The 16748-nt window shown below is 43.7% G+C and carries 15 protein-coding genes; 10 read left to right on the top strand and 5 right to left on the bottom strand.

Annotated features, from left to right (window positions below):
• Together pgmB and IJJ71_RS03760 are read left to right on the top strand one after the other, a co-directional pair.
• On the top strand, window positions 1-2766 hold a 2766-nt coding region (pgmB, locus tag IJJ71_RS03755), incomplete at its 5' end, for a beta-phosphoglucomutase (protein ID WP_296845397.1).
• Window positions 2767-2850: 84 nt separating this feature from the next.
• Window positions 2851-3816, top strand: a complete 966-nt coding sequence (locus tag IJJ71_RS03760; protein ID WP_296845398.1) for a PfkB family carbohydrate kinase — start codon at window positions 2851-2853, stop codon at window positions 3814-3816.
• Window positions 3817-3925: 109 nt separating this feature from the next.
• Here the strand turns inward: IJJ71_RS03760 and IJJ71_RS03765 are convergent, their stop codons facing one another.
• Window positions 3926-4141, bottom strand: coding sequence for a hypothetical protein (locus IJJ71_RS03765; protein WP_296845399.1), 216 nt, complete (start codon window positions 4139-4141; stop codon window positions 3926-3928).
• Complete coding sequence (locus IJJ71_RS03770; protein ID WP_296845400.1) at window positions 4125-4415, bottom strand: hypothetical protein; 291 nt, start codon at window positions 4413-4415, stop codon at window positions 4125-4127. The genes IJJ71_RS03765 and IJJ71_RS03770 overlap by 17 nt, the downstream gene beginning before the upstream one ends.
• A 148-nt stretch (window positions 4416-4563) precedes the next feature.
• Here IJJ71_RS03770 and IJJ71_RS03775 point away from each other — a divergent pair, with 148 nt between their 5' ends.
• A complete protein-coding gene (locus IJJ71_RS03775) occupies window positions 4564-5505 on the top strand; it encodes a DMT family transporter (protein WP_296845401.1) in 942 nt (313 codons plus the stop codon).
• Window positions 5506-5631: 126 nt separating this feature from the next.
• Window positions 5632-6576, top strand: coding sequence for an ABC transporter substrate-binding protein (locus IJJ71_RS03780; RefSeq protein ID WP_296845402.1), 945 nt, complete (start codon window positions 5632-5634; stop codon window positions 6574-6576).
• A 104-nt stretch (window positions 6577-6680) separates the two neighbouring features.
• Here IJJ71_RS03780 and ybaK read toward each other — a convergent pair whose 3' ends face one another.
• Window positions 6681-7169 (bottom strand): Cys-tRNA(Pro) deacylase, encoded by a 489-nt coding sequence (gene ybaK, locus IJJ71_RS03785; protein ID WP_296845403.1) that lies wholly within the window; start codon window positions 7167-7169, stop codon window positions 6681-6683.
• A 61-nt stretch (window positions 7170-7230) separates the two neighbouring features.
• Between ybaK and IJJ71_RS03790 the strand changes: the two genes are divergently transcribed.
• The 6 genes from IJJ71_RS03790 to IJJ71_RS03815 all read left to right on the top strand — a co-directional run bounded on the left by IJJ71_RS03790 (window position 7231) and on the right by IJJ71_RS03815 (window position 14284).
• The gene (locus IJJ71_RS03790) at window positions 7231-7800 is read left to right on the top strand and encodes a hypothetical protein (RefSeq protein ID WP_296845404.1); all 570 of its coding nucleotides are present in this window, start codon (window positions 7231-7233) and stop codon (window positions 7798-7800) included.
• Window positions 7797-9161, top strand: coding sequence for an MATE family efflux transporter (locus IJJ71_RS03795; protein WP_296845405.1), 1365 nt, complete (start codon window positions 7797-7799; stop codon window positions 9159-9161). The genes IJJ71_RS03790 and IJJ71_RS03795 overlap by 4 nt, the downstream gene beginning before the upstream one ends.
• A gap of 2 nt (window positions 9162-9163) precedes the next feature.
• Window positions 9164-10813, top strand: coding sequence for a sensor domain-containing diguanylate cyclase (locus IJJ71_RS03800; RefSeq protein ID WP_296845406.1), 1650 nt, complete (start codon window positions 9164-9166; stop codon window positions 10811-10813).
• 84 nt (window positions 10814-10897) lie between these two features.
• The gene (gene fucO / locus IJJ71_RS03805; protein WP_296845407.1) at window positions 10898-12049 is read left to right on the top strand and encodes a lactaldehyde reductase; all 1152 of its coding nucleotides are present in this window, start codon (window positions 10898-10900) and stop codon (window positions 12047-12049) included.
• A gap of 299 nt (window positions 12050-12348) precedes the next feature.
• Entirely contained in the window at window positions 12349-14004 is a 1656-nt protein-coding gene (gene gpmI / locus IJJ71_RS03810) for a 2,3-bisphosphoglycerate-independent phosphoglycerate mutase (RefSeq protein ID WP_296845408.1), read from the top strand.
• Between the two features lie 142 nt (window positions 14005-14146).
• Entirely contained in the window at window positions 14147-14284 is a 138-nt protein-coding gene (locus tag IJJ71_RS03815) for a hypothetical protein (RefSeq protein ID WP_296845409.1), read from the top strand.
• A 61-nt stretch (window positions 14285-14345) separates the two neighbouring features.
• Here the strand turns inward: IJJ71_RS03815 and IJJ71_RS03820 are convergent, their stop codons facing one another.
• Together IJJ71_RS03820 and IJJ71_RS03825 are read right to left on the bottom strand one after the other, a co-directional pair.
• A complete protein-coding gene (locus IJJ71_RS03820; RefSeq protein ID WP_296845410.1) occupies window positions 14346-15503 on the bottom strand; it encodes an SLC13 family permease in 1158 nt (385 codons plus the stop codon).
• A gap of 55 nt (window positions 15504-15558) precedes the next feature.
• A complete protein-coding gene (locus IJJ71_RS03825) occupies window positions 15559-16656 on the bottom strand; it encodes an ATP-binding protein (RefSeq protein ID WP_296845411.1) in 1098 nt (365 codons plus the stop codon).
• Window positions 16657-16748 lie beyond the last annotated feature (92 nt).

A 16748-nucleotide genomic window follows, 5' to 3' on the forward strand; every position in this document is an offset into this window, starting at 1 on the left:
GAGACCGCTTACGGTTATGCAAAAAATCACGAGACGATCTTAAATCTTCCTGACCCAAAGCGGATTGAACTTCGCGTTGACAAAAAACTCTTCGGTTTGGGGGAGAATGTCACTTCATTCAAACTGGAACTTGACGAAGAAAAAGGAATCCTCACGCGTTACACTGACTGGAAGGGCGGCGATTCTTCTGTAAGCCTGGTGAGCGAGAGGCTTGTTTCCTTTGCACACGAAAATTGTGCCGTAATCCGCTATACGGTCACGAACACTTCTGAAAAAGACGAAAAAATTGCTGTGGCAACATGCATCGACACCGAGACCGGGAATATTCTTGCAGAGGAAGACCCGCGAATCGGGGCGAAGTTTAAGCATCTGCCACTCGTAATCGACGAAACTTATAAATTTGAAAGACTTTCTTTTATTGCACATACAGAAAATTCCGGGCTTCTTTTGGCTGGCTGTACAATTGATAATCTTGAAGTTGACGGTAAGCACATTGACTGGCAGGGCGGCGGGGCTGCTCACATTCCTGAAATTTCACTTTTTATTCCGTCTTATGGGGCGGAGTTCACTCTTCCAAAAGGAAAATCTTTTACCCTCACGAAATATATTACTTATTGTCATGCCAAAGAAGATGAAATTACGCTCGAAAAACTCCATGAGAATACTTTGAAAGAGTGTGACGAGTTCGCTTCTTTGGGCTTTGAAAAAATTGCAAAAGAACAGGCTGATTTCCTTGCTGATTTCTGGAAAGCAGCCGCTATTAATATAGAAGAAAATGAATCAGAATCAGCCGATTCAAACAAATCTTCATTGCAGGAAGCTCTTCACTTCAATCTTTTCCACCTCTTGCAGAGTGCAGGGCGGAACGGCAAAGTCAGCATTGCGGCGAAGGGCTTGACCAGTGAAGGCTACGAGGGGCACTTCTTCTGGGACACCGAAAGCTATGTCTGCCCTGTTTTCACTTACACGGCACCAAATGTCGCAAAGAAATTGCTTGAATACCGCGCATCGATTTTGGACAATGCAAAAGAACGCGCAAAAGTCATGAGCTTGAAAGGCGCGCTTTATCCGTGGCGAACAATTTCCGGCGAAGAAACAAGTGCGTACTTCCCGGCTGGCACGGCTCAGTATCACATCAATGCGGACATAATTTTTGCCCTCAACAGATTCTTGAATGCTCACGAAAACGACTTGGGATTCGATAAAAAGGCTGTCGAAGAAATGTCTGCTGAGACTGCAAGAATGTGGGCTTCACTCGGAAGTTTTGCTCCAAGCAAGGGCGGCAAATTCGTAATAAACGATGTCACAGGCCCGGACGAATACACGGCAATCGTAAACAACAACGCTTTCACAAATCTCATGGCGCGCGAGAATCTTGAAATCTCGGCGAAGCGGGCTGGCTCGCGCGCAAGCGAGTCCGAAAAAAGCGAATGGAAGAACATTGCCAAGAACATGTACATTCCGTTTGACAAGGAGCACGGCATTTATCCGCAGGATGACAGCTTCATGGACAAGGCGGACTGGGATTTTGAGCACACACCGCGATCAAATTACCCGCTTTTGCTTCATTATCATCCGCTCGTGATTTACCGTCATCGTGTCCTTAAGCAGCCTGATTTGGTTCTGGCTCAGTTCTTGCTCAGCAGGCGTTTTACTCTTGCCGAGAAAATCCGGAACTTTGACTTTTACGAAAAATACACCACGGGCGATTCGTCTCTTTCTCACTGCATCATGAGCATTATGGCCGCTCAGACCGGCAACGACGAAAAAGCACTTGATTACTTCAACAAGACTGTGCGAATGGACATTGATGACGTGAATGGAAACAGCCGCGACGGAATTCACACAGCCTGCATGGCTGGAAGCTGGATGAGCGTGGTCTACGGATTCGCGGGCTTTGAGGATTATGGCGGAGAATATTCTTTTAATCCCCATCTTCCAAAAGAATGGAAAAAGCTTTCATTCTCACTGGCGATTCACGGCTCGATTCTCGATGTCACGCTTTCTCAGTCCCAGGCCGTTTATTCTTTGCATGAGGGAGGCTCTCTTGAACTTTCTCATCGTAACGAAAAATTCACTTTGAAAGCCGGAGAGAAAAAATCTTTCTCTCTCAAACAAAAACTCGGTGCGGTCCTTTTTGACTTGGACGGCGTTGTTACGGACACGGCTCCTCTTCATTTTAAGGCATGGAAAGCTATGGCCGAAGAAGAGGACTTGAAGTTCGACGAGAACATGAACAAAAAACTTTTGGGAATTTCTCGTGAGGCTTCACTTGAAGTGATTCTCAAAGAAAACGGCGTAGAGTGGAGCGCAGAAAAAAAGGCTCTCTGGTGTACCAAGAAAAACGAGATTTACAAAAAATCCCTCGAAACGCTTTCCGAAAAGGACATTCTTCCTGGGATTAAAAAGTTGCTCGAAGATTTGAAAGCAAACGGAATCAAAGCCGCGCTCGCTTCAAGCAGCAAAAATGCGCCCGCAATCCTGGAGCGGCTTGGAATCAGTGAATATTTCTGTGCGATAGCTGATGCCGCAAAAGTGCAGAAAGCAAAGCCTGAGCCGGATTTGTTCCTCGAAGCCGCCGAAAAATGCGGTGTCTGGTACACGGATTGCGTTGGCGTAGAGGATGCTGAGTCCGGGATCAAGGCAATCAAAAAGGCTGGAATGAAAGCTGTCGGTATCGAAAGTACGGTCGCTCTTCCTGCCGCTGATTTACGCCTTGCAACCACCGCGGAACTGACTTACGAAAAACTGATAGCGTTATTTTAAATAAACCACAGATTTCACAGATTGCACAGATGAAAAATCTTCGTAATCTGTGTTCATCCGTGTCAAAATTTAGTAGGAGATTTTATGAAAAAATATGATGTCGTAGCCTTGGGCGAGATTTTGATTGATTTTACTTTCGCAGGCACAAATGCCGACGGCAAAAAACTTTATGAAGAAAATCCCGGCGGTGCGCCTGCAAACTGCGTCAGTGCCGTAGCCAAGCTCGGCGGCAAGGGGGCTTTCATCGGCATGACTGGCCGCGACAGCTTTGGAGAGGATGTGCGCCATGTTCTTGAAGAAATCCATGTAGACACGAGCGGAATGTGTTACTGCGACAGCCAGCACACGACACTTGCATTCGTGAGCCTTGATCAAAGCGGCGAACGACATTTTTCTTTCTGCCGAAACCCTGGCGCGGACACTCAGATTCGTCCGGAAGACTTGGACGAAGAAATGCTCAAAAATGCACGAATTTTCCACATCGGCTCTCTCTCGCTCACTGACGAGCCTGCAAAATCGGCGACCCTTGCGGCAATCGACATCGTAAAAAAGGCTGGCGGACTTATTTCCTACGACCCGAACTACCGAGCAAACTTGTGGAAGGGCAGAACTGATGCTATTGATTTGATGAAAAGCATTTTCCCGCTCGCTGACACAGTTAAGGTGAGTGACGAAGAGCTTGCCCTTCTTTTTGGCTCTGAGACAAGTGCCAAAGATGGCGGAAACATGATTCTTGACTTGGGACCACGCCTTGCGATGATAACTCTTGGACCAAAAGGCGTTTACTATGCCGCAAAATTGCCAGACGGAAGCCGAGTCAGCGGAACCGTGGGCTGTAAGAGCGTTAAGGTTGTGGACACAACAGGAGCCGGTGACAGCTTCACTGGCGGAATGTTGTATCGCCTCACACGCCGAGAGAATCCGATTGATTTTACGAAGGACAATCTTGAAAAAGATTTGAACTTTGCGAACACCGTGGCTTCAATCTGCGTGACCCGCCGTGGCGCAATCCCTGCATTGCCAACACTTGAAGAAGTGGAAAAATTTTAGCGGGCAAAAAAGCAACCGCCATGTACGAAAATTGTATGGCGGTTTATTTGTTTTACACACCGGCGGAATTGCCCGCCAGTATTGCTTTTGAATTGACTTTCACTCGTACTTATTGACGATAAAGGCGAAGGCCGTCTAATCCAGTAGGCTCATAAGGATACTTACAGTGCAAAATTACAGAATTTACAGGCGCACTTATTTTCCCTTCAGAAATAGTAATGATATAATGGCTGAGGTCGCCGTTAGCAAGCCACCAGCTAGCATCATGTTCTATACGCTCACCGTTAGCATCAACATCACCATCTTTTTTATAAGTTTGTGCCATCTTTTTGGTAGAATGTGAGAACATAATCATAGTTAGTAGTAGTTTTTCTAGTCCAGCTTAAATTTGTATATATTCCTTTGTATTTGGCAACAACAGTTCCGTCGATTGTATGTACGCCTGTGCCATTGCAATTGTATTTGCCAGTTGCACCACCTGCGCCTGCTAAAGCGACAGCTGGTGTGCTGTCATCATCATTGTTTTCGCAAGATGCGAATCCGAATCCAAGTGCCACGACAGAAGCGAGCACGACCAATGTTTTGAAAAGTTTTTTCATTGTAAAACTCCTTAGATGTAATTTCTTATATCATGTCGTATAGTAAAAAAAACTAGTGAGTTTTACGCACCGAAAATTCGGTAACTTGAGGACGAGAGACTTTCCACTTTCCGTTTTCAATTTTCTTCCTTTCTGCTACAATCTCCGCATGACAAAAAATCCAAAGCTTGCAGGGCTTTTCTTCGCATCAGTTTCAGTTTTCCTTTGGGGAATCACTTTCGTCTGCACAAAATATCTTCTGCGTTCGTTTTCGTCTTATGAAATCTTGCTTCTTCGTTTCGTGCTTGCATACATCGCTTTATGGATTTCAAAACCTCACAGGCTTCACCTTGCCAACAAAAAACATGAGCTTTATTTTGCTTTTGCGGGGCTTTCCGGCGTTACGGCCTATCAGTTCATGGAAAATATGGCCATTTCTTACACGAGTGCGTCAAATGTCAGCGTTATCGTTTCAATCTGCCCCATGTTCACGGCTCTTTTCATGCAGGTTTTCTTCAAGGAGCGTCATCTCACGGTTTTTTTCAACATCGGATTTTTGCTTGCGATTTTTGGCGTGGCTCTGGTCAGCTTTAACGGCGTTGTCGAATTCCATCTCAGCCCGAAAGGCGATTTTCTTGCACTTGCGGCGGCTGTTTCGTGGGGATTTTATTCACTTTGCATCGCGAAAATCAACAGGCTTGGCTTTGACACGATTATTGTCACGCGGCGGGTTTTCCACTGGGCGCTTATTTTCATGCTTCCGATTGGCATTTACTCGCTTTTAAAGCACGGCGGCTCACTTCCTTCTGAAATCAATAATATTTCCGTGATTCTTGACTCTGCTTTCAATAAGGCTCGTTTCGCCAATCCGCTGAACTGGCTCAATCTTTGCTTTTTGGGGCTTGGGGCGAGCGCATTCTGCTTTGCGGCCTGGAACATTGCCTGTGAAAAGCTCGGAACTGTTCGTGCGACAGTCGGAATTTACCTGATTCCAGTCGTCACGATTATCTTCGCTTTCTTTGCATTGGGCGAAAAAATTTCTTTGATGGGCGCAATCGGTGCCGTTCTTACAATCGCAGGTCTTTTCGTGAGCGAAATTAAGAAAAAATAGCCGGAAAATTAAAATTCGGCGGTCAAAATTGCAAAAACTGTGGCCAAAATCTGTTTTTTGACTCTATTGATAGAATCGTGATTATGTTATAAACTTAACCCATTCTTGAAAACTAGGAGCATTCAAATGAAAAAACTTCTTTCGGTCGCTGTTTCAATTCTTGTTGCTGCATGTATTTTCTCTGGCTGCAAAGAAAAAGACAGCAAAATCAAAATTGGTGTAATCCAGCTTGTTGAGCATCCGGCTCTCGATAAAAGCTATCAGGGCTTCGTTGACGGTCTCGCTGAGGCAGGCTACAAAAACGGTGAGAACATCGTTATTGATTATCAGAACGCACAGGGCGAGCAGGCAAACTGTGTCACAATCGCAAACAAATTCGTAAACGACAAAGACAACCTCATTTTCGCAATCGCAACGCCGGCTGCACAGGCTGTGGCAAACCTTACAAAAAAAATCCCGATCCTCGTTACAGCCGTAACTGACCCGGAAACAGCAAAACTCGTAAAATCAAACAAAAAGCCGGAGACAAATGTTTCTGGAACATCTGACCTCACACCAGTTGCCGCTCAGATTTCTCTTCTCAAAAAAATCGTTCCAACTGCAAAAACTGTAGGTCTTCTTTACTGCTCAAGCGAAGCAAACTCAATCTTCCAGATTAATATCGCAAAGGAAGCTTGCAAAGCAAACGGCCTTGAGTTCATCGAAGGTTCAGTTTCAAACTCAAACGAAATCCAGCAGGTAACACAGAGCCTGGTCGGCAAAGTTGACGCATTCTACATCCCGACAGACAACATGCTCGCAGCTGGTATCGCAAATGTCGCAATGGTTGCAAACGACGCAAAAATCCCTACAATCTGCGGTGAGGACGGCATGGTCGTTTCTGGCGGTCTGGCAACTTACGGAATCAACTACTACGAGCTTGGAAAACTCACTGCAAAACAGGCTGTAAAAGTTCTTGCAGAAAATGCAAATCCGGCTGATATGCCAATCGAATATCTCGAAAAATTCGATTTCTCTTATAACAAAGATACAGCAGCAGCAATCGGAATCACAATTCCAGACAACCTCTAATTTTTATCATGGCGCAATCAAAGGCCTCAGGGTGTTCCGCAGCTCGGTCACCCTCGGTGCCTTTGGCACTGGCTTTGCCACTGCTCCATACCCTGGCGCGGCATTTACTGTTCCAAAATCAAATCAACTGCTTCGGCGTCACAAGCCTTTATCAAATCCTGCGGTGCAAGTGCAATTTGTTCTCCGCGCATTCCCGCGCTCACATAAATCTTTTCATGCGAAAGTGCAGATTCATCGATAAAAGTCGGAAATTTCTTTTTCATACCGAGAGGTGAGCATCCGCCACGGACATAGCCTGTCAGCGCAAGCAATTCTTCTGGTTTTACGGGATTTATTTCTTTTGCTCCGCAGGCATTTCGTGCTTTTTTGAGGTTAATTTCATGCTCCGCGCTCTGGCAGAAAACGAAAACCTGCTTGGATTCGCTTCGCATTACGATGGTCTTAAAACAAGCCGCGGGATTTATTCCAAGTTTTGCAGCGGTCTGTCCTGCTGCACCTCTGGAAAGTTCATGTTCTCCGTCATCATCGTAAGAAAGAGTTTCATATTTAATCTTGAGTCCGTCAAGAATTCGCATGGCGTTAGTTTTTTTCATGGTGATTTTCCTCGTAAGGTATGTTATAGTAAAAATCAGAAATGTTAAACAGGAATCAGTTATGACACAGAACATTGCCGAAGTTTTCAGCACTTTTTCTCAAAAATTGTCCAGGTTCAATAAGTCACCGGATGCCGTGCGCGCTCCTTCACCTCAAAAGGCAAAAAATGAGTATTTTGAAGAAAAACTTCGTGAACGCGGCGAAAAATTGCGTGTCTCAGTCGTCTCCACTTACAAAATTTTCCGCGCGCCCTTCGAGGCTCTTGGCGAACAGTCTGACCGTGCAGTTTCCATCGACAAGGATGAGCAGAATCTTTTAAAAGCCTACAATCTCTACAAATCCTGCATGGACATCGACAAGGAAAATCAGGATGAAATCGGTACGACCCACATCAAAAATGTGGAGCTTTATTCTCCTTTGGCGGAGAAGGCCAGTTACACTCAGGGCGGTCAGTTCATCTATCTTCTTTGCTGGCTTTATTTTGAGCAGAATTGTCAGGAATTTATGCCGTTTTTTAAGGAAATCGAAAGCCATAATGTGCTATGCTTTACACAGGCAGAGAATTTCAGTTTTGAGGATCCGCATGAACGCGAGATTTTCGATATCGTAAAATCGGAGTTTTATTCATGACAAAAGATTTAACTATTGGACATCCGCTCAAAATTATCTTCAGTTTTGCGGTTCCGGTATTTTTCGGCTATCTCTTCCAGCAGTTCTACAACCTTGTTGACACAATCATCGTCGGGCAGTTTTTGGGCGTTGATGCACTTGCTGCAGTCGGCTCAACCGGCAGCCTCAACTTTTTCATCATCGGTTTCTGCATGGGAATCTGTTCCGGCTTTGCAATTCCTGTGGCTCAGCGTTTCGGGGCGGGCGATTACGGCTCGATGCGGCAGTTTATTTTCAATTCGTGGATTCTGGTCATTATTTTCTCCGTCGTGATTACGAGCCTTTCCGTGATTTTTTGCCGTCAGATGCTTGTAGCTCTCAAAACTCCTGAGAATGTTTTGGACATGGCCTATTCTTACTTCGTGATTATTCTCGCGGGAATTCCTGTCGCTTTCTTCTATAATATACTTTCTGGCATCATCCGTTCTGTCGGCGACTCAAAGACTCCGCTTTACTTCCTGATGATTTCGGCCTGCCTCAACATCGTGCTCGACCTGCTTTTCATCGCTGTATTCAAACTTGGAATTCCTGGCGCGGCTTATGCGACTGTCATTTCTCAGGGATTTTCTGGCATCCTCTGCTATTTCTACATGAAGGCAAAATTTGAAGTCCTTCGCCTCAAAAAAGAAGACAAAGTTGCTTCTGGCAAAAAAATGCTGGCTCTTCTTGGAATCGGTGTTCCGATGGGCTTGCAGTATTCAATCACGGCAATCGGAAGCGTAATCCTGCAGAGCGCGGTAAATGTTCTCGGCTCGGTTTATGTCGCTTCGATGGTCACGGCTCAAAAAATCAGTATTTTCTTCTCAACGCCTTTTGATGCCCTCGGAACAACAATGGCAACTTACGGCGGTCAGAATGTCGGCGCACAAAAAATCGACCGGCTCAATCCGGGGCTTTTCTGGGGCTGTATGATTGGATTCGCATGGTCTGTCGTAGCGGTTTTGATTCTTTTCTTCTTCAACGACAATCTTGCAATCCTCTTTATCAGCAAAACTGAAACTCCTGAGACAACTGCCTTTGTCGTAAAGCATGTGTTCTATTTCCTCATGGCGAATGGAATTACTTACTGGCTTCTGACTTTGGTCAATGTCGTGCGCTTTATGATTCAGGGAATGGGATTTTCACGGCTCGCAATTTTTGCCGGTGTGTTCGAACTTATCGGTCGCGGCGTAATCGGAATCATCTTCGTTCCGCTCTTCGGATTCCAGGGAGCCTGTCTTGCAAGTCCTTTGGCGTGGGTGCTCGCCGATGCTTTTCTTGTTCCGGCGTACTTCTCTTGCAGGCGAAAACTCATTAGAATGTTCGGAACTGACAGAGCTTAAAAATGAAGACAATCAAGTTTCAGGTATTTTTCATCGTTCTCTCTGGTATCATCATGGCTTCTGCAATCATCGGTGGATTCGGAATCTTCTGGTCGAACACGGCTGTCAAAAAAAGTTCCGCCCAGATTCTTGATTTGATGGCACAGGGCCAGACGGAAGGCCTTAATGCAATGTTCTCCGACATCGAGCAGTCATCAAAAGTCCTTTCATACTATGTTTCTGACAACCTGAATGATTTGGGCATTCTTCGTGAAAAGGAGCGGCTTTCAAAATATATCGCACGGCTTGAGGATATTGCCTTTTATATTTCAAATTGTACGGAGCCGGCTCTTGCGGTCTATGTGCGTTTTGCCCCGGAGCTGACTGACGGTGTTACGAGCATTCTCTGGCGCAAAAAAGATGGTGAATTCATTCAGGACTCTCTCAACGATTTTCCTTTTTATGAATCTTCGGTCGATAACAGCTGGTACTATATGGCACGGCAGCTGGAGAAAGGATTCTGGACAAGGCCGTATTATAATGATGATTTCAACGAATATGTTATTTCTTACGGATTGCCGGTCTATAAAGATGGAAAATTTTTTGCTGTCGTAGGCATGGACATTGATTTTGATGACATCGCTTCGCTGGTCAATTCAATCACAATCTACGATACAGGCTATGCTTTCCTCACGGACGAAGATTTTGAGATTGTCTATCACCGCTCGATTCCTGCCGGCACGCATCTTTTCGGCACGAACAAGAATTTCAAGCTGATTTCTCACAAGGAAATAAATTCAGAATTCTACGAGTACAAGAACAAAAAAACGACTTACCGGATGCTTTACAAAAATATCCGCAACGGAATGAGGCTCGTCGTAAGCGTTCCAGCAAGTGAGATTGACCGTGACAGGACAAGACTTATTTACAGCCTGATAATTTCTGTTCTTGCGATTTCACTTATTGTCTCGTTGTGGAGCGTTTGGGTTTCTGGAAGATTCACCCGGCCACTCAAAAAACTTTCGGTTTGCGCAAGGAATATTATCGCCGGAAATTATGATGTTGATTTTGATTTCCGCAGTTCTGATGAAGTCGGCGAGTTGATTGGAAATTTCTCTTTCATGGCAAAATCTTTGAAGCGGCAGTTTGATTATATAAATGGACTTGCTTATCTCGATGCGATGACAGGTGCCAAAAATAAACGGTCTTTCATTGATGCCCGCGACGAATTGAATTCAAAAATCCAGGCTTCAAAAAAGAATGGCGAAAAATTTGATTTCGGTGTGATTGTTTTTGATGTGAACGACCTTAAGCCTATGAACGACAATTTCGGACACAAGGCAGGTGACTTGCTCATAAAATGCTCATGCAATCTGATTATGAAGAATTTCACATTTAGCACTGTCTATCGAATTGGTGGCGATGAATTCGTGGTGATTCTAAAAGGCAGGGATTTTGAAAACCGAGCCGAGCTTCTTACAAAACTTCGCATGGAAATGGATGTTCCTGTCGCCGAAAAGAACGAGGCTTTCGAGAAAATTTCACTTGCTTCTGGTATGGCAATTTATGAGCCGCAAAAAGATGCCGATTTCCAGTCTGTTTTTGGCCGTGCCGACGAAGAAATGTACAAGGCAAAAGTCGCGATGAAAGGCGGCCGAGATAATATCAGATAAATTTTTCTTGCAAAAATAAGAAAGTGGGTTAATACTATATCTATAAAACATGGTATATATCGTGTTTCATGGAGGTATTACAAAATGGCAAACAGAATCACGCTGAATCAGACATCTTATCACGGAAAAGGTGCAATCAATGAAATCGTTAATGAGGCTAAGTCTCATGGCTGGAAAAAGGCTTTCGTCTGCACTGACCCTGACCTGATTAAATTCGGCGTTACAAAAAAAGTTACTGATGTTTTGGACAAAGCGGGGCTTTCTTATGAAGTTTATTCCGACATCAAACCAAATCCACCTGTAGAGAATGTAACGGCTGGTGTCGAGGCTTGTAAAAAAGCTGGTGCTGATTACATCATCGCAATTGGCGGTGGCTCTTCAATGGACACTGCAAAAGCTGTCGGCATCATTATGACTAACCCGGAATTTGCCGATGTACGCTCTCTTGAAGGTGTTGCTGCTACAAAGAATGCTTGTCTTCCAATTCTTGCAGTTCCTACAACTTCTGGAACTGCCGCAGAAGTAACAATTAACTATGTAATTACGGATGTTCAGGCAAAGCGAAAATTTGTCTGTGTCGATGTTCATGATATTCCGCTCGTAGCTTTCGTTGACCCTGACATGATGATGTCAATGCCGGCAAAACTCGCCGCTTCAACAGGCATGGACGCTCTTACACACGCAATAGAAGGTTACATCACAAAGGCTGCCTGGGAAATGACAGACATGATGCACTTGAAGGCAATCGAAATCATCGGCCGCTCGCTCCGTGCTTCTGTCAAAGGCGATGCAAAAGGCCGCGAGGAAATGGCTCTTGGTCAGTACATCGCAGGAATGGGCTTCTCAAATGTCGGACTTGGAATCGACCATGCAATGGCTCACACTTTGAGTGCTTTCTATGACACTCCTCATGGCGTTGCCTGTGCAATTTTGCTTCCGACTGTCATGGAATTCAACGCTCCTGCTTCTGGTGAAAAATATCGTGAGATTGCACGCGTTATGGGCGTAAAAGATGTTGACAAGATGAGTCAGGAAGAATATCGAAAGGCCGCTGTAGATGCCGTTCGCCAGCTTTCTGTTGATGTCGGCATTCCTCAGTCTCTCAAAGACATCGTTAAGCCGGAAGATTTGGATTATCTTGCTGAGTGCGCGATTAAGGATGCTTGTGCTCCAGGAAACCCACGCGATGCTTCAAAACAGGATGTTCTTGACTTGTTCAACAGCCTGCTGAAATAAAAATTTTGCTGGTTTAGTAAACTAAATCCAATTTGCACAATAAAATGCCCCGTGATTTCCTTGAATGGTAGTCGCGGGGCGTTTTTGTTCATTGTATAAATTGACGGAAAATTGTATTATTTATTTGATTTAAGGAGATAAAGATAAAAAGCAGCCAGAAATATTGTCTGCTTTTTATCATGACAAGTTTCCGTTGGAAACTTGCTTCATTAACTGCCGCTTCTCATTTCATTGCGAAGTGGCATTAAAAAGTCAATCGAATGTTGAAACATTCTTCTTGACTTTTTATAGGAGATATTATGGCAGACACAATGCATGCTTTGGAAAAAAATCCAAACTGGAAAGGCCGCCGTGGTCCTGTAGTTCTCGTAATTATGGACGGCGTTGGATATGGTAAGTACGAAGAGGGAGACGCAGTTAAGGCTTCTAAAATGAAGTACCTCGACTGGTTCACAAAGAACTGCCCGCACACAAAGCTTAAGGCTCACGGAACAGCAGTTGGCCTTCCAACAGATGATGATATGGGTAACTCTGAAGTTGGTCACAACGCAATGGGTTGTGGTCGCGTTTTTGCTCAGGGTGCTAAGCTCGTTGGCGAATCTATTTCTTCTGGCAGCATGTTTGAAGGTGCTACTTGGAAAAAGCTTGTAAAGAATGTTCAGGACAAGGGAACTACTTTCCACCTGATTGGTCTTGTTTCTGATGGTAACGTTCACTCTCACATTGACCACTTGAAGAGCATGATTACTCAGGCTCACAAAGAAGGTGTTAAGACTCTCCGCGTTCACGCACTTTTGGACGGACGCGATGTTCCTCCTACATCTGCTCTTGAATATTTTGAACCTCTTGAAAAATTCCTTGCTGAATTCAGCGATGTTGACTATCAGATTGCTTCCGGCGGTGGACGTATGTACATAACTATGGACCGCTATGGTGCTGACTGGAGCATGGTAGAGCGCGGATGGCACGCTCATGTTCTTGCTGACGGCCGTCAGTTCGCATCTGCTACAGAAGCTATCAAAACATACCGCAATGAAAACTCTGCTCTTCTCGACCAGGATATGCACGAGTTTGTAATTGCTAAAGACGGAAAGCCTGTTGGACCAATCGTTGACGGCGATTCTGTAATCTTCTTCAACTTCCGTGGTGACCGCTCTCTTGAGATTACTGCTGCTTTCGAAGAGGATAACTTCCCTCACTTTGACCGCGTACGCCGCCCTGCTGTTGAATATGCAGGTATGATGGAATACGATGGTGATAACCACAAGCCGGCTCAGTTCCTCGTAAACCCACCAAGCATTGACCGCACAATGGGTGAATATCTTACAAAGACTGGCGTTCATCTTATGGCTATTTCTGAGACTCAGAAATATGGTCACGTTACTTACTTCTTCAACGGTAACCGTCCTGGTGAGTTCGACAAGAATCTTGAAACTTATGTTGAAGTTCCATCTGATGTTGTTCCATTCGAACAGCGCCCATGGATGAAGTGTGCAGAAATTACTGACAAGGTAATCGAAGCTATTGAAAGCGGAAAATATGACCACATCCGTCTTAACTACCCTAACGGGGACATGGTTGGACACACTGGTGTATTCAACGCTGTTGTATGTTCTATGGAAGGTATGGACCTTCAGCTTGGCCGTCTTAAGGCAGCAATTGAAAAGGCAGGCGGTATTCTCTGTCTTACAGCTGACCACGGAAACTCAGACGACATGTACGAGCACAAGAAGGACGGTTCAGTTGCTATGGGCGCAGATGGCGAACCAAAGCCAAAGACATCTCACTCATTGAACCCAGTTCCAGGCATCATCTATGACCCTGAATACAAGGGTGAATATGAGCTCGAACTTAACAGCGGTCTTGGAATCTCTAGCTGGCCAGCAACACTCATGACTTTGATGGGCTTTGTTCCACCAACAGACTACGATAAGTCAATTATCAATTTGAAGTAAAAAAAACTGCAGGACAAAAGCCACCTTTCGCCAAAGGTTTTCTTTTTTCCTGCAACCTTTTATCTTCCAAAGGCTGTCGTGCACTTGATACGGCAGCCTTTTTTCTGTTATAATCTTTGTACACTTTTTTAAGGAGAATACCATGAGACTTGCACGAAGATTCCGACCGCTTACTAGCAACAAAACAACACGCGCTAACAGCAAAAAACAGGCAAAACGCCTTGCTGCTAACTACGCTCTTATCGCGGCATTGGCTGCAGCTGATTCTAAAAACAAATAATTTTGAATCAAGTAAAACCGCTTCAATCCGAAGCGGTTTTTTTATATCTTTTGAAGAATTTTTACATATTTGGAAGAACTTTAATCAACCAAAGCTGCGGAAGAACAACCACCGCAAAGAATGCAAGACTAATCCAAGTAAAAGTTTTGACGAAAGCAAGTGATTTTCCCGGATATTCCCGCATGTAAAGCCTCAGATTGATTACGCTCGCAAGACTTCCAATCAAAGAACACAATCCCGCGCTGTCCAAGCCGTAAAGCAAGGCCCGCAAATTCGTTGAGAACGGATAAAGCACGATGCTTGCAGGAACATTAGAAATCACCTGGCTCAAAAGAATGCTCCATACATATTCATGACCGGCGACTGAGTTTTTGAGAAATTCTGAAATTGCAGGATGGCGGCAAATCGATGACGAGAATGTAAAGAAACACAAGAATGTGAGCAAAAGGACATAATCTGTCTTAAAAAGAATTTTACGGTCACTTGTCAGCACAGAGATGAAGACGAAAGCAAGAACGACCGGGTAAAAGCGCGTGCGTGTGACAATCGAAGCAACGACAACCAAAAAAAGCACCTGGTACATAATGCGGCGTTTGTGGTGCAATTGGCTGTTCTCTGTGACGACATCTTCCTGAATCTCAATTTTTTCTTTTGAATCCTTCCGATACAGAATCGAAATGAATATATATAGAAGAAAAGCACTAAAAATCCACAGCGGAAGCATCATCTTGATGAACTCAGGCGTTGAAATCCCGCTTTTTGCATACAAGAAAAGATTCTGCGGGCTGCCGAAAGGCATCAAAAGAGAGCCACGGATTGCCGCAATGTTCTCAAAAGTCAGCACCGGGAGAATGTATTTTTCTTTGCCGCCAGCACGGAACAAAATAATCGTGAGCGGAACGAAAATAATCAGAGACACATCGTTCGTGACGAACATCGATGAAAAAAACACGCAGAACACGAAAAAAATGGTGAGAGTCTTGATTCGCGAAAGATTTTTAGTCTTTTTAAGAAGCGGCGCGAAAATGTTCTCGCTTTTGAATCCTTCAAGGACTGTAAGAAGCATGAAAAGCGTGGCAAGGGTGCGCCAGTTGATGTCATGTAGAAGTTCGATTGAAGGTGGCGTGATAAAAAGTGAAATAGCTGCCGCAAGAAGCGACGCGGAAAGCATGATTTCCTTTTTGAAAAGAGCTTTCACCCAGATGAAAAATTTACGCATGGCAAGATTCTAGCACAAAGAGCAAACTTGTGCATTATGGTGATGTTTTAAAATCTTACAATGCGTTTCCCAAAAGAAAATCTGCAATATTTATTATATTGATTCCTTCATACAAGTATTTCTCGTGTCTTGTCCGTGCAATTAAAACTTTAGGGTAAGCATCTTTTATGCTCAACAGCGGAGCTACTTCTCGTTCAAAAGTTTCTGGAGAAGAAATATCATCGCTAACCTGAATATAGATTTTTTCGCTCTGTTTTATTGCAACAAAATCAATTTCCTTCTTGTAGAGAACACCAGTATAAACTTCGTAGCCTCTTCTCAGCAATTCAATACAAACCATGTTTTCATAAACTCTGCCATGGTCCATATTTTTTGTACCGAGGATAGCGTAGCGGAAAGAATGGTCAGCAAGATAATATTTGTCCTGGCTTGCAAGATATTTTTTTCCGCGGATGTCATAGCGGCGGACTTTGTAAAAAGCAAAGGCATTACAAAGATAATTCAAATAAGAGCCTATGGTTTTGTTATTTGCTTTCTGTTGATTTGAAACCAATGTCTTTGCAAGTTTTTGAGTAGAAACTTCTGTCGAAATATTATCCATTAAAAAATTATTGAGTTTTTCAAGCAAATCCGTATTTCTGATTTTATATTTCTGTTTTATGTCACGCACAATCAGAGCTGAAAAAACTTCTTTTATGTATCCGTATTTCTGTTGTTCTGTGGAATAAGTAAAAGAGCCTGCCATCCCCCCTTGCTTAACATAATCAGATAACAAAGCTTCATTATCAGTTCCATCAAAATATGTTTTATACTCTGCAAAAGAAAATGGAAAAACAGGAATCTCAAAAGTTCGTCCTGTAAAAAGAGTCGCCAAATCGCTAGATAAAAGAAAAGCATTTGAACCAGTAATGTAAATGTGAAATTTCTTTGAATTATGAAGAGAATTTATGGCCTTTTCGAAACCTTCACAAATCTGAACTTCATCTATAAATAAATAATTTTCTGATTCGCTCTCATAATGTTCAAGAACATATTTATTCAAGTCATGATATTCACAAATGTTTTCCCAGCTGATGTCGTTGAAATTGATGTGAATTATATTTGACGGAAGATTGTAAAATGAACTTGAAATAGTAAAAATAAAAACACCCATACAAATGGAAATTTGTTAATATGTTTTTCACCACAAAAACCAAAATTAACAAAGGAGAACCATAAGTATGGGCTTAAATCATGTTACTTTAA

It is taken from the genome of Treponema sp. (assembly GCF_017430385.1).
Classification (GTDB): domain Bacteria; phylum Spirochaetota; class Spirochaetia; order Treponematales; family Treponemataceae; genus Treponema_D.